This is a genomic window from Paenibacillus sp. P32E (genome assembly GCF_001909085.1).
GTDB classification, from domain to species: Bacteria; Bacillota; Bacilli; order Paenibacillales; family Paenibacillaceae; genus Paenibacillus_AQ; species Paenibacillus_AQ helianthi.
Genome location: NZ_LVYY01000005.1, coordinates 192,859 through 207,044, shown reverse-complemented (window position 1 = coordinate 207,044; position 14,186 = coordinate 192,859). Strand labels below are relative to the sequence as shown.

The 14,186-nt window shown below is 37.7% G+C and carries 14 protein-coding genes; all 14 read right to left on the bottom strand.

Annotated features, from left to right (window positions below; translation table 11 throughout):
* Nucleotides 1-520 (bottom strand): hypothetical protein (locus A3848_RS31640; RefSeq protein ID WP_143192352.1); only part of this gene is annotated, 520 nt, incomplete at its 3' end.
* 200 nt (nucleotides 521-720) lie between these two features.
* Entirely contained in the window at nucleotides 721-1,905 is a 1,185-nt protein-coding gene (locus A3848_RS06960) for a glycosyltransferase (RefSeq protein WP_256702192.1), read from the bottom strand.
* 36 nt (nucleotides 1,906-1,941) lie between these two features.
* The gene (gene wecB / locus A3848_RS06955) at nucleotides 1,942-3,072 is read right to left on the bottom strand and encodes a non-hydrolyzing UDP-N-acetylglucosamine 2-epimerase (RefSeq protein WP_074084217.1); all 1,131 of its coding nucleotides are present in this window, start codon (nucleotides 3,070-3,072) and stop codon (nucleotides 1,942-1,944) included.
* A 3-nt stretch (nucleotides 3,073-3,075) separates the two neighbouring features.
* Nucleotides 3,076-4,191: a polysaccharide biosynthesis C-terminal domain-containing protein gene (locus A3848_RS06950; RefSeq protein ID WP_074084216.1), complete on the bottom strand. Its 1,116-nt coding sequence runs from the start codon at nucleotides 4,189-4,191 to the stop codon at nucleotides 3,076-3,078.
* 5 nt (nucleotides 4,192-4,196) lie between these two features.
* Nucleotides 4,197-5,213 carry a polysaccharide biosynthesis protein gene (locus tag A3848_RS06945; protein ID WP_074084215.1) on the bottom strand — a complete coding sequence of 339 codons (1,017 nt, stop codon included), beginning with the start codon at nucleotides 5,211-5,213 and terminating at the stop codon, nucleotides 4,197-4,199.
* Between the two features lie 24 nt (nucleotides 5,214-5,237).
* A complete protein-coding gene (locus A3848_RS06940) occupies nucleotides 5,238-6,425 on the bottom strand; it encodes a glycosyltransferase family 4 protein (RefSeq protein ID WP_256702191.1) in 1,188 nt (395 codons plus the stop codon).
* Nucleotides 6,426-6,436: 11 nt separating this feature from the next.
* Nucleotides 6,437-7,549, bottom strand: a complete 1,113-nt coding sequence (locus A3848_RS06935; protein WP_305953423.1) for a DegT/DnrJ/EryC1/StrS family aminotransferase — start codon at nucleotides 7,547-7,549, stop codon at nucleotides 6,437-6,439.
* 32 nt (nucleotides 7,550-7,581) lie between these two features.
* Nucleotides 7,582-8,220 (bottom strand): acetyltransferase, encoded by a 639-nt coding sequence (locus A3848_RS06930; protein ID WP_074084212.1) that lies wholly within the window; start codon nucleotides 8,218-8,220, stop codon nucleotides 7,582-7,584.
* A 25-nt stretch (nucleotides 8,221-8,245) separates the two neighbouring features.
* Entirely contained in the window at nucleotides 8,246-8,863 is a 618-nt protein-coding gene (locus A3848_RS06925; RefSeq protein WP_074084237.1) for a sugar transferase, read from the bottom strand.
* 40 nt (nucleotides 8,864-8,903) lie between these two features.
* On the bottom strand, nucleotides 8,904-9,890 hold the full coding sequence (locus A3848_RS06920) for a copper amine oxidase N-terminal domain-containing protein (protein ID WP_074084211.1): 987 nt from the start codon (nucleotides 9,888-9,890) through the stop codon (nucleotides 8,904-8,906).
* Nucleotides 9,890-10,609, bottom strand: coding sequence for a hypothetical protein (locus A3848_RS06915; protein ID WP_074084210.1), 720 nt, complete (start codon nucleotides 10,607-10,609; stop codon nucleotides 9,890-9,892). Before A3848_RS06915 ends, A3848_RS06920 begins: the two co-directional genes overlap by 1 nt.
* Nucleotides 10,610-10,632: 23 nt before the next feature.
* Nucleotides 10,633-12,465 carry a polysaccharide biosynthesis protein gene (locus tag A3848_RS06910; RefSeq protein ID WP_074084209.1) on the bottom strand — a complete coding sequence of 611 codons (1,833 nt, stop codon included), beginning with the start codon at nucleotides 12,463-12,465 and terminating at the stop codon, nucleotides 10,633-10,635.
* Nucleotides 12,466-12,508: 43 nt separating this feature from the next.
* Nucleotides 12,509-13,195 (bottom strand): CpsD/CapB family tyrosine-protein kinase, encoded by a 687-nt coding sequence (locus A3848_RS06905; protein ID WP_074084208.1) that lies wholly within the window; start codon nucleotides 13,193-13,195, stop codon nucleotides 12,509-12,511.
* Nucleotides 13,176-13,952, bottom strand: coding sequence for a YveK family protein (locus A3848_RS06900; RefSeq protein WP_074084207.1), 777 nt, complete (start codon nucleotides 13,950-13,952; stop codon nucleotides 13,176-13,178). The genes A3848_RS06905 and A3848_RS06900 overlap by 20 nt, the downstream gene beginning before the upstream one ends.
* Nucleotides 13,953-14,186: the final 234 nt, after the last annotated feature.

The following is a 14,186-nucleotide window of genomic DNA, read 5'->3' as shown; positions in this document are numbered from 1 at the left end:
GTATTATTCCAGTAAATGATGTAAGCACACCGACAACATTATTTCTTCCATCACGACTTATGATATAAAAAAGTACTATTAAGAACGGTAAATACGATAATATAGCAGAAGGATACAATATTCGATTTTTATATTCATTTATTTTTGGAACCTTATATATAAAGAATATTGGAACTGAAAAAAGCAAGAATACTATACTGCTTAAATTATCATGATTAAGTATCTTAGAGAAGATCATACAAAGAGCTAAACTCAACCAGATAAAAATAAAAATACTTTTTTTGCTTGTACTGCTTTTACTTTTATTTTTCCTTCTTAAGAATATCGCTTCATCTTGACTCATGTATGTTTTATTTACAGGTTTATTCGTACTAAATAGCTCAACCAGATAAACAAAAAAGATAAATATTAGTACAACCGCCCATTCATTTACATTTTTAGTGAAATCAAAATCCATTGAAATAACATTCAAAGAAAATAAAAATAATGTTGTTATTGCGATAAAAAATAAATTTTTCACTTAAAAATCGCACCTTTAATTATCTAATTATTAATCTACCTTTATTCAATCACAAAGTTCGAGAATCATAAACAAACTTCTACAAACTTTTATCCCATTATCTGTAACTCGGTTCAGCGTTTCATCAGTAAGAAGATACCCATAAGTAAGAATTTCAGAAAATCACGTGCAATTCACTTTCTAATAGAGAATATAAAATATCACCCCTCAAAACCCCTATACAATTCTAAATAATTATTATAAGATTTTTCTTTAGAAAAATAATACGATACCCTGTTAACACAATTATCTTCATAAAATTGTTTAGTTTTGATCTTTACCTTTCTAATCATCTCTAGCATTGATTTAGTATTATTATCCCTTACTACAAAGCCGGTATGATTATCTACGGCTTCGATACTTCCTCCAGTGTTAAATGTTACAATTGGAGTCCCACATGCTAATGCCTCAATATTTGTCATTGGAAAGTTGTCTTCTAAGGTAGGATTCACAAAAACATCTGCCTCAGAGTAAATTTCCGATAATTCGACTATATTGTTAGTTCGACTTATTCCAATTATATTCAGGGGCAAATTTTTTCTTTGTGATTCACTCAAACCTATTAATACAATAATTTCATCTCTATCCAAAAAACTAGAAAGTTCCAGGAAATATTTCAAGCCTTTACGCTCATCCCAAATGTTTGCAACACCTAAAATTATAAACTTATTTTTTAAATTATTTGTTTTTCTGAAGTTTGATGTTTTCGCTGGTTTAAAAATGCTTGTGTCTACTCCATTATAAATAACTTTCTGAGGAAACTCAGATAAAAAAGATTGCTTTAGCAATTTTGCTAGCCAGTTTGATGGAGTAACAAATGTAATATTATTATAACTAGCAAAAAGAGCTTTTTTCATGGCGTAATTTGATTTTGAATTATCTTTAAAAAAGCTACTTGGGTATTTTTGCTTCTGAGGACATTGAAAGCAACCCGACTTCCAGCGTTCACAGCCGACATAATCAAAATATGCGCAATGACCAGTAAATGGCCAGCAATCATGTAATGTCCATACCAAAGGTTTATTGGTTTCATATAAATAATCAAATAATATTTTTATATTTAAATAGTAGCCATGAATATTATGGAGGTGGATTACATCAGGATTAATATCTCTTAGTTTTTCTATGAAATTAATCGTTGCTACTTCTGATCCAAAGCCATGATCATCCTTTAGTCTTGTTCTAACCAAATGCATATAGTTATCTAAATTTGTTCCAATTCGCACTGAATTATTACAATTTCTAGGTTCCCCACGCCCATATGCAATGTAACTCTCATGACCGTGATCAAGTAAGATACCATGTATGTCTGTTGCAATTCTACCAGTACTACCGATACCGCACACACTATTAATCTGGAGTATCCTCACGTTATCACAACCTCAACTATTTATTCCCCACACAACCCTTTTCACATAATCTGTATATGACAGTATAATTCTTAACATCTTGTCCGATACATTAGGCATGCTATAATCAGTAACATTCCGTAGTGTATTCTGTTCCTGTGTTTCAAGTATTTTTAATCCCTGAATAATTCTTTCCTTATTCAAACCCACCATCATAACAGCAGCTTCTTCCATCGCTTCTGGTCTTTCATGTGCTTGTCTAATATTAAGAGCCTTAAAACCTAATATAGACGCTTCTTCACTAATTGTTCCACTATCACTAAGTACTGCCTTTGCTTTTGTTTGAAGTTTAACATAGTCGTTAAAACCTAAAGGTTTCATGATTTTTATCCAAGAATTAAAATTAACTCTTTTAGCATCTATCATATTTTTAGTTCTAGGATGTGTACTTACTATTACTGGAATCTCATATTTTTTTGCTATGGTATTTAAACTATCTACTAAGTTCAAAAAATTCTCTTCAGAATTTATATTCTCTTCTCTGTGTGCTGAGACTACAAAATAATTCCTTTCATTAAGTTGTAATCTTTCTAAGACATCTGACTTTTCTATATCTTCTTTTCTTGAAGTAATGACCTCATACATTGGACTTCCTGTTTTTATAATTTTGTCAGCAGATAATCCTTCTCTTAGGAGGTATTCTCTTGCAATATCACTATACGTTAGATTAATGTCTGCTATATGGTCTACGATCTTTCTATTTGTTTCTTCAGGTACCCTTTGGTCAAAGCACCTATTTCCTGCTTCCATATGGAAAATAGGGATATGCCTTTTCTTTGCTGCTATAGCACATAAACAACTATTCGTATCACCTAATACAAGAAATGCGTCTGGTTTTACTATTTCCATAATAGGATCGATCTTAATCAAAATGTTCCCTATAGTATCTATAGCTGATCCGTTTGCAGCATCAAGAAAGTAGTCTGGCTTTTTCAAATTGAAATCTCGAAAAAAAACTTCATTTAATTCATAATCATAATTTTGTCCAGTATGTACAAGTATGTGATCTATTGCTTCTGATCCCTCTAATTTGTTAATGACAGATGAAAGTCTAATAATTTCTGGTCTTGTACCAACAACTGTCATTACCTTTAGTCTTTCCATTAATTAAACCTCCAAGTAATAAGTATCTGGCTTCTCAGGGTTAAACAATTCATTAGCCCAAAAAAGGGTTATTACATCAGTTGTACCTGTATTAGTGATGGAATGTGTATAACCCGGTGGAATATCTATCACTCTCAAAGATAATCCATTCACCGGATATTCTAAGACTTCTTCTCCTTCAATCTGTCGGAACTTGACTACAGCTTCTCCTTCAATAACAAGGAACTTCTCAACTTTAGTATGATGCCAGTGGTTACCTCTTGTGATACCTGGTTTAGTTCGGGATATAAATACTTGACCTGAATGTTCAGTCTTAATAAATTCTGCTAACCATCCTCTGTTATCGTGTTTCATTTCCAAATCATATCCGAAATTGTCCTCTGGCAAATATGAGAGATAAGTACTGTAAAGAAAGCGTTCAAAATCACTTTTCAGACTCGAAATAACCAGTGTATCCCGGCTCGCTTTAAATGATACTAAGCTTGCTTCTAGGTCCTTAAGTTTAACATTGAAGGAGCGCGAAATATCATAGTAATCACTTGAGTTCGTTCCACTTAAAGTATCCATTGCGGCTATGAAGGATTCAATTACATCATCAATATAAACTAACTTAACTTCAGCTTCTGGATTATTCACCTGAATGGGTATTTCTCTGCTAATATTGTAGCACCAAGTTGCAACTACAGAATTATAGTTAGGTTTACTCCACTTTCCAAAAACATTTGGTAGTCTATAGATAAATGTACGAATTCCCTTTTGGTGTCCATAAGCGGAAATCGCTTCCTCAGCTGAGCGCTTGCTGTTCCCGTATGGACTATCCTGTTCAGCTTGGATCGATGATGAAAGTAGTATTGGAGTCTTCTTACCGTTCGAATTCAATATATTGATTAAATGTTGGGTTGAACCCAAATTACCAGTCATGAAATCTTCAGTATTCTCAGGTCGATTAACTCCAGCAAGATGATAAATAAAATCAGCCTTAAGTGCATATTCTTCTAATTCTTGGAGTGAATGCTTAGAGTCAACCTTCATAACTTCGACATCTTCTCTTCTGTTTAAAGATGCTACTAAGTTACGTCCAATGAATCCGTAAGCACCTGTTACCAAAACAGTTTTCATTATTCTTAGCCCCTGCCGTTAAGTTCTTTATTAATCAGATCCAGACTTAACAAGAGTTCTTTAATCCCTTGAATATCTAATCTTTCTGTATTGTGAGAGTTATATTCCCAACCATCAGAAATTTCTTTATCGCCTTCTTCAAAGAATTTACCATAGTTTAAATCTCTGGTATCAGCAGAGATTCGATAATAGCTTCCCAAATCAGTAGCTTTCGCCATCTCTTCCCGTGTGAGCAATGTCTCGTATAACTTTTCACCATGTCTAGTTCCAATAACTCTTGTGTGGCTATTTGATTGAAACAGTTCTTTTAGAGCAATGGCTAATTCTCCTATTGTTGAAGCAGGCGCTTTCTGAACAAAAATATCTCCCTGTACTGCTTTATTAAAAGCAAATAACACAAGTTCAACAGCATCTTCCAAGGACATTAGATAACGAGTCATATCAGGATCTGTAATTGTAATATCCTCATATTTTTTAATTTGATCAATGAACAACGGGATAACAGAACCTCTGGAGCACATCACATTTCCATAACGCGTTCCACAAATCAATGTATCTTCAGGAGATACAGTTCTGGATTTGGCAACCATAACCTTCTCCATCATAGCTTTTGAAATGCCCATAGCATTGATAGGATATACTGCCTTATCTGTCGAAAGACATACTACCTTCTTCACTCCAAAAGCTATGGCAGCATTAAGCACATTCTCAGTCCCTATAACATTTGTCTTAACAGCCTCCATAGGAAAAAATTCGCATGAAGGAACTTGTTTCAGGGCAGCCGCATGGAACACATAATCCACATTGTGCATCGCTGCTGTCACACTATTATAATCTCTTACATCCCCAATAAAGAATTTCACTTTATCATTTCTCAATTCTTTGCGCATATCATCTTGTTTTTTTTCGTCTCTGGAGAATATTCTAATCTCACTAATCTCTGTGTTTAGAAATCTCTTTAAGACTGCATTCCCAAAAGAACCTGTTCCTCCAGTAATCAACAAGGTCTTTCCTGTAAACATAAGCTGATACCCCACATCCATTTTTTAATGAGAGACTATAATATTATAAGATTTATCAACGGTGAAGTTAGCCTCTAGATATAACCTTCCATTCATGCCCATATCCGTACGTAATTTTTCATTTTCGTTTAAGACTGCAAGATTTTTTTCGAACCCCTTTAAATCCCCACTTTGAGACCATAATCCACAATTTGCATCTTGAAACATCTTATTAATATCCGTATTAACATCGGTCGCAGCCAAGATAGGTAAAGCAAACTCCATATAAGAGTTCATACGTGAGGGGAAATTCGGTATGGTGAATCTTGAATCTAAAAATACAAGTCCAACATCTGCTATAGTCAATATCTCGTCAAACTCATTCTTAAGCATGTACTTTTCTAATCTCACATTAGTCTGCTTACTTTCTAATAAATATTTATTTATTTTATCAAATTCAGTACCTGAACCAACTATTAAAAGGAATATATTCTTCATCTCTTTAATTAATTTCAAAACTTCAATTAGAAAATCAATTCCTTGAGGTTTCCCCAAATTTCCTCCATAGACATAGAGTACTGACTTATCAGGAATATTAAATTTTTCCCTAAGCTCACTTTTCTTCAAAGGAGAAATTACCGACAATGCTAGGGGATTAATAGAATTAGGACAAATTTCAATTTTAGCAGTGTTTACCTCAGGATTATGCCTGATTACGTAATCAACATTGGCTTTTGACATACAACCAATATGGTCAGAAATTCCGTACATTTTTTTTTCTTTTGCTCTAAAGTATCGCCCTATTAAACTTTTTTCTTTGATTATTCCCAAGTCAACTGCATTTTGAGGAAAAATATCTTTCAATAATAAATATGTTTTGCTTTTATCACGTTTTTTTATATACTCTACAGTTTTCACAAAAGTAATTGGTGGAGTAGAATATATAACTAAATCAAATTTAATATGTTTTAAATACTTTTTAATAGCTTTTTTAAACTGTTTTTCAATTAGTAGAGTAGATATACCTTTTTCAATAAAACCAGTTTTTGTTACATTGCCAGTCCTCACCCGTAATACTTGAATCCCGGACTCTTCATTAAGTTCAGTTTCTTTTTCATATCTTTTTTCACGCTGACATATCACATAGACTTCATTACCACGCGCATAAAATTCCTGCATTAAGTCTACATATAAGTTTCTTGAGTTTTCACCTTCTGGATAAGCAAGAGTCAAGAATAGAACCCTCATTGATGCACCGATAAGAAAGCTTCATCAATAGTTTGTAAAACTAAACTCTGTTGAACTTTAGTCAGGGATGAGCCTGAAGGAAGACATATTCCATATTCAAACAATTGACTACCAATACATTCACTCTCCATATGATAGAACATAGGTGCTTCAGAGAATAATGGTTGCATATGCATTGGTTTCCACAATGGTCGTGATTCAATATTTTTCGTTCCAAGTAGATCTATGATATATTCAGGAGTAATGGAAGAGCTTATATTCACAGTTACAACCGATAACCAATAATTCGGGCTACCGTGTTCAGAAATGGGCATGATTTGAAGAGGTAATTCCTTTAATCCCTCTTTATAAGTGTTATAATTTTCTTTTCGGTTCTTAATAAATCCTTCTAAAGCCTGTAGTTGTCCTCGCCCTATTCCCGCGCTAATGTTAGATATTCTATAATTATAACCAATTTCTTTATGCTCATAATGCTTAGCTATTTCTCTAGATTGTGTAGACCAGAATCGCATTTTCTTAATAGCAGCCTCATCATTAGAAACAACCATTCCTCCACCTGAAGTGGTAATGATTTTGTTGCCATTAAATGAAAATATGCTAATATCACCGAATGTACCACATTTTTTTCCTTTGTATGTTGCTCCTAGTGCTTCTGCAGCATCCTCAATAACTGGAACACCATATTTTCTACAGATCGGTAGCAATTGATCATAATCAGCACTCTGTCCATAGAGATCAACAATGATAACTGCTTTTGGCATTTTATCTTCACTCTGAGCCCATTCGAAGGCCTTTTCAAGAGCAACCGGAGACATATTCCAAGTTTCTGGTTCAGAGTCGATAAATACTGGATTCGCATATTGATACAGGATAGGATTGCAACTACCTGTAAAAGTTAAGTCCGAACAAAAAACATAGTCGCCTGGGCCAACTCCATAGTATTTCAAGGCCAAATGAATTCCAGCTGTTCCAGAAGATAAAGCCAATGCATGATTTACTCCAACATATTCACATAGTTCTTCTTCGAATTTGTCTACATTTGTACCTAAAGGCGCTATCCAATTTGTATCAAATGCCTCTTGTATGTACTTCATTTCATTACCACTCATATGTGGAGGGGATAAAAAAATCCGTTCCTGCATTATCGTTCATCTCCAAAGTACTTTTTTATTGTTGTGGGAATTCCGGCAACCATAACGTTATCCGGTATATCCTTTATTATTACAGAACCAGCAGCAGCGATGACATTTTCTCCAATGGAAATATTATTGATAACCTTCGATCCAACACCAATCCAAGTGTAATCTTTCACAGTAACAGTACCACTAATACTTACCCCTGGAGAAATATGAACTCCTTCACCTAAGCTACAATCGTGATCAATTGTGCTAGAAGTATTAATTATACACCCTCTACTTATAGATGAATTAGCATTCACTACAACGCCAGCTAGAATAACACTGCCTTTTCCTATGCAGCTAAAACTACTAATCACACTAAAGGGATGGATAATAGTTGCTATATTATAGCCTTCTTGTTCTAACTTATCTAACCAGCGCATCCGAATCTTATTATTCCCTATTGCAATAAATACTGCAGAATACTCCTCTAATTGTAATTTATAGCTTTCAAAATCCCCTACAACAGAGAATCCCATCACTTCTTGTATTTCCTTATCATTATCCAAAAATGCTATAGAGTCCCATTTACCAGAAGCCATTGCTGCATCTGCCACAACTTTACCATGACCACCAGCTCCTAATATTAATAGTTTTGACAATATAACACCCCTATTACAATGTATATTAGTTCTTAATTCGTGTACCCTTGAAAACTGGCATTGTAGCATTCTGAGAACTGTTAATACCATCTCTAATAAGAACATTTTTAATTGTTTTGAGTATTATCTTAAGATCCAATACAAAACTAATATGATCTACATACCAAACATCATATTTAAATTTTTCCTCCCAGCTGATCGCATTTCGTCCGTTAACCTGAGCCCATCCGGAAATACCAGGAGTAGCCTCATGTCTGCGAGCCTGTTCTGGAGTATAACATTCAAGGTATTGAACCAATAAAGGACGCGGGCCTATAAAGCTCATCTCACCCTTTAATACATTTATAAGTTGGGGTAACTCATCAATACTACTTTTTCTCAGGAAGGAACCAACACGAGTCATTCGCTCAATGTCAGGCAATAAATCTCCTGCTGCATCCCTTTCTAATGACATCGTTCTAAACTTGAATACGATAAAGATCTCACCGTGTTTACCCGGCCGTTTTTGACGAAAGAGGATTGGTCCCGTTGAACTTAGTTTAATCAAAATTAAAGCAGCTAACATAAGAGGAGATGTGATAATAATCAATATGCTAGCAAAAAAACAATCTAGTATTCTTTTGATAATTAAATATGGCTTCATCATGCTCTTAACCTCATCAATATAGAATAATAGGCGGAGATTAGTCCGCCATACCTGCAACTTTATTTAGTCCATTCTGAATTTCAGACTCAAATGCACTTCTATACTGATTAATAATATCAGTGTTATATCCATTTGACTTCAATTGTTGTTCAGCATCTGAAACTATACTATTGAAGCTGGCTGTAAAGGATGATAATTGCTGTTTACCCTTAGCTATTATATTTTGCTTACTAGCATCGTCTTTTGCAGCAAGATATTCCATTGCTGTACTTAATAAAGTGGACTGACTTTGAGATTTCAAAGCATTTAGTTTTGCTTCAGTAGCACTCGTAATACTCTCGTAGGACACTTTACCTGTATCACTTGAACCGCCGGCTTGGGATGGTTTCGTTGAAGCCGTTGGCTTTGTTTCTATGTTACCTCCAGAAGTACTATTTTGTTCTTGATAAGCCTTTGAAGTTGCTGTAATTGTTTTAGCCTTCTGATCCCATACTATGGCACTGCCTACTGATTCAGACAGATAACGAATTGGAACATATAACGCTCCATTTAAAATGTAACTAGATTGATCTGTAGGAAGGTTCTTAGCAGAACCATTAAAAGAAAAGCTTGCTTTTACAGGTTGTAGATTTGCACTCTTCGACGATGTGTTCTGACTAGTCCCTACATTCATTAGATACTCTTTAATCACTACCAATTCAGTACTCGTTGGTTCCGCTACAGTAACCTTGAGATTCTTAGCATCCCAACTCACACTCTTTTGAAGTGCATAAGACATGAATCGCAAAGGCACATAAGTAGTATTGTTATACATGAATACTAACTGATCTGATGGCGGAGTCATGCTAACGCCGTCAAATATCATTTTTACATTCATGTTCTGTACTTTGATTGAACCCGTCTGAACAGCAGGCAATGTCACAGTTGCTGCTGCGGCAGATAAAGGTGCAGATGCCGTTAATGGAGCTACTCCAATTAGCGCTAACAGTAGTAACGCTGTTGCGGATATTCTTACTTTAGCCATTATTGTTCACTCCCTTGTTGTAAAGCTTTTTCTTCTTCAATAACCTGATCTTTGGTTTTCCCTTCACTTACACCATACTTCTTCGCTATTTGCGATAGCTCATTATATTGTTCATCTGAGACTTTCCCAAGAATAATACTACGAGCTTCACGCTTCTCTTCAATCGTTAGCCCACCAGAGGCAAGCTCTTGTAAACGTTTGATGTCCGACACACTTAACTGTCCTAGTACAATGGAGGCTACATCTGCCTTTTCTTTCACCGTTACATTTTCCTGTATCTGTTTGGCTTTATCCGTAGAAACCTGAGCCGAGTATCCATCCAGATTCTTATCTTTGGCCGGAGGTACCGTACTCGTTGGCTTAGTCGTTGGTGCAGCAATGGTTTGAGTTGACTTTGGAACAACTTGCTGACTCGGATTGGTGGAAGGCTCTTCTGTAGCTGCCGGTTTGGCACTCTCCGAGACAACACCTGGTGTAGGTTCAGCAGTTGCTGTCGCTAATGGCGCACTTTCAGTATTTACAGGTGCAGAAGTTGGATCGGCAATTGCGACTGGATTAGTAACTGGAGCAGTATCCTCAGACTCCAAGTCCAATCCTCCAGCCATTGAACTCATCAATCTATCCACTGCATAATTAGCAGCAAATAAACCGCCAACCGCTAATACTATAACTACCGACAGAGTCCATACCAGTATTCTCTTCCATCTCTTGTTGAACATAGTAATCCTCCGTATCGTATTTGTTAGCTGATCGCTGCTTGGGCAACAGGCTGCATCGGAACAATCTGATTGATCACTTCACGGATCGCACTTGGCTCTTCCGTCAAGACGCGCTCTAAGCGTTTGAATTCCAGTTCTAGTTGATTCTGACTAATCACATTAGGTTTACCAATGAAAATTCGGTCATGCTGGGTAGAACCCAGATTCTCTTCGTCCGTCAGCAGTTCCTCGTATAGTTTCTCCCCTTCTCTTATACCAGAAAAGGTTATATCGATGTCCGTATAGGGTTCATAACCGGACAATGTAATTAGATCTTCTGCCAATGTAAGAATCTTAACCGGTGCACCCATATCTAACACGAATACTTCGCCACCCTTGGCAAATGATCCAGATTGAATCACCAACTGAACCGCCTCTGGAATCGTCATGAAATAACGCACCATCTCTGGATGCGTAACTGTAACCGGCCCACCAGCAGCTATCTGCTTCTTGAACGCCGGGATTACACTACCACGGCTACCTAAGACATTCCCGAATCGTACAGCAGAGAATTTAGTCTGGCTCGTGGTGTTCAAGCTCTGTACATACATTTCTGCAATTCGCTTGGTTGCTCCCATAACACTTGTGGGGTTAACAGCTTTGTCTGAGGAAATCATAACGAACCGTTCTGCTCCGAATCGATCCGCACAATCCGCTACATTCCGGGTACCGAATACGTTATTCTTGATGGCTTCAGATGGATTGCGCTCCATCAAGGGAACGTGCTTATGTGCTGCCGCATGAAAGACAACATGCGGTCTGTAGTTGCGAAATACGTCCATCATCCGATTGCGGTCCTGAACATCTGCGATTACCGTAATAATCTCCAGCTCGGGAAAGCTCTGGCGCAGCTCCATCTCAATCGTATAAATACTATTCTCACCATGTCCTAGCAGCAATAGCTTGTCTGGAGCAAATGGAGATACTTGCCGGCACAGCTCGGAGCCGATCGAACCTCCTGCACCGGTAACCATAACCGTCTTCTTATGTACGTAACCGAGGATGCCGTTCAGATCAGCTATGATCGGTTCCCGTCCAAGCAAATCTTCTACACTGACATCTCTTAGTTTCTTAACGGATATCTTGCCAGCGATCAGATCGTTCAGTGCTGGAATGATCTTCAGTTTGGCTCCGGTTGTCTTAGCCAGATTAATAATATCCGAGATTTCCGTCCTGGACACGGACGGCATAGCAATGATAATCTCATGAATATTTTTCTCTTTGACAAGCCGGGGAATGTCATATCTGTTGCCCAATACGGGCAGTCCCAGGATCGACATATGGTATTTGTTCTGATTATCATCGATAAAGCCAATCAACTTGGTCTGAGCAAATGATGGCCCCATCATTTCCTTGGCAATCAGCATCCCGCAGTCTCCTGCACCTACAATGAGTGCATGAGTTTCCGTATCTTTGTAGCTGACCCGTTCATACCGAAAAAATCTCCACACAAAACGGATACCGCCTACCAGCACTAGGATGGTTTCCATGGTCCGGACACCTACCCCAAGAGGAACACGTACAGGGAGAATCAATAACGCGATACCATAAGAGATTACCGCGCCTACAACAATAGCCTTAAGAATAGATACTATTTCTCCGATACTGGCATATTGCCACATCCGTCGATATAGACCGAAATAGACCAAGCTAGCACCTATCGCAATGGTCGAGATCAGCCCGAACTGGAGCATTTGTACCATATACTCATGAGGAATGCCGTCATAGAACCTGAACATATACGATGTTGTAATACTGAACCAGATGATAACCAGATCGATGAGGAATAACATGAATACCCTGGATTTCGCTGTCATTTTTAGTGCCTCCAAAAATAACAAATTTCTTTATACTTGAATGTCAATTCCCATAGTAATAGTAGTAATAACCTTCACTGGCTTTACGCTTCACATTGTTCAATACAACACCGAGCATCTTCGCACCCACACGATCAAGATTGGCCTTAGCCTTGGCAGCGATATCCCGCTTCACCTTGCCATAGCTGACCACCATAATGACCCCGTCACTCTTGGAAGCCACAATTTGTGCATCCGTAACAGCCAAGAGCGGCGGAGTATCAAACAAAATCATATCATAACGTTGACGCAGTTCCTCCAGTACAGCACTCATCCGGTTGGAGGACATCATTTCTGCCGGATTAGGGGGAATTGGACCTGATGTCATAATGGAGAGGTTAGCCACACCCGACTCCTGGACAACTTCTTCCAGATCAGCTTGCTGTGACAGTAACGAAGACAATCCAAAGCGATTACTTAATGAAAAGGTCTTATGGGCTGTCGGTTTACGCATATCCCCATCGATTAACAGTACTTTCTTATCTGCTTGGGCATAGGCCGCTGCAAGGTTAGCCGTGACTGTAGATTTCCCCTCTTCAGGGCCGGAGGAGGTAACCATAATAATCTGAATCTGCTTATCCACCGATGAGAAGTCAATATTTGTACGTAGTGCCCGGAAGGCTTCGGATACAGGTGAACGCGGATTCGTCACGGTAATCAGATGGCGTTGTTTACTTGGCTGCTGTGACATGTTCGAGTTCCCCTGCCTTTCTGTTCAGCGTCTGAGCTTGAGATTCAGTTGCTTTGGTCTCTTCTTGTCCAAGTCTGGTAATCATCGCGATTGTTGGCAGACCCAGATACTTCTCAATATCTTCTTCAGTCTTCAAGGTATCATCCATATATTCCAGCAGGAAGGCGATACCCAGACCAATCATCAAAGAAACGATGAATGCAATGGCCAGGTTCATTACCACATTAGGTTCTACAGGTCCCGGAGCTACCGGAGGATCAACCTTGGCTTCGTTCAGTATGGATACGTTCTGAACATTGAACAAAGATGGAATTTCCTGCTTGAACACAAGTGAAATGGCATTTACGATTTCTGCGGCTCTCTGGTACGAATTATCTCGAACGACAAGTGTCATCACCTGCGTATTATTGACGGAACTCACGTTGACCTTTTTGAGCAAATCTTCCGCAGTAACATTGAATTGCGGGTAGTTCTTGGCTACGACATCCAATATAGCTGGTGTCTTGATAATTTCCTTGTACGTGTTGATCAATTGAATATTAGTGTTGATCTGATTCAGATCAAGCTGCCCTACCGTAGACTGCGTAGGTGTCTGATTGACGATAATTTTGGTTGATGCTTCATATACCGGATTCTTGATATACAAGCTGTATACTCCGGCAAGAATACAAACTACAACCACGATGCTTACAATCATCCACAGTCTCTTCCTGACAATCTGGAAATAATCGCGAAGATCCAATTCTTGTGCTGACAAGTGAAATTCCCTCCAAGCTGATTCTGTAATATTCCATCCTATACACAATGAACTTGTGAATCCGGTACGCGTTCAACACTAAAGTTTCAATCCATTACCTTAATGCCAACAAAAACACCTCAGTTTATCCATAACCTAAAAGATGTAGGCGTACTTAGTCTCTTATTCGCAAGTTCAGTGTATATAAGCTAAAAAAGTGCCCCCTCTCACCTAGACGAGAGGAGGCTCTCCACT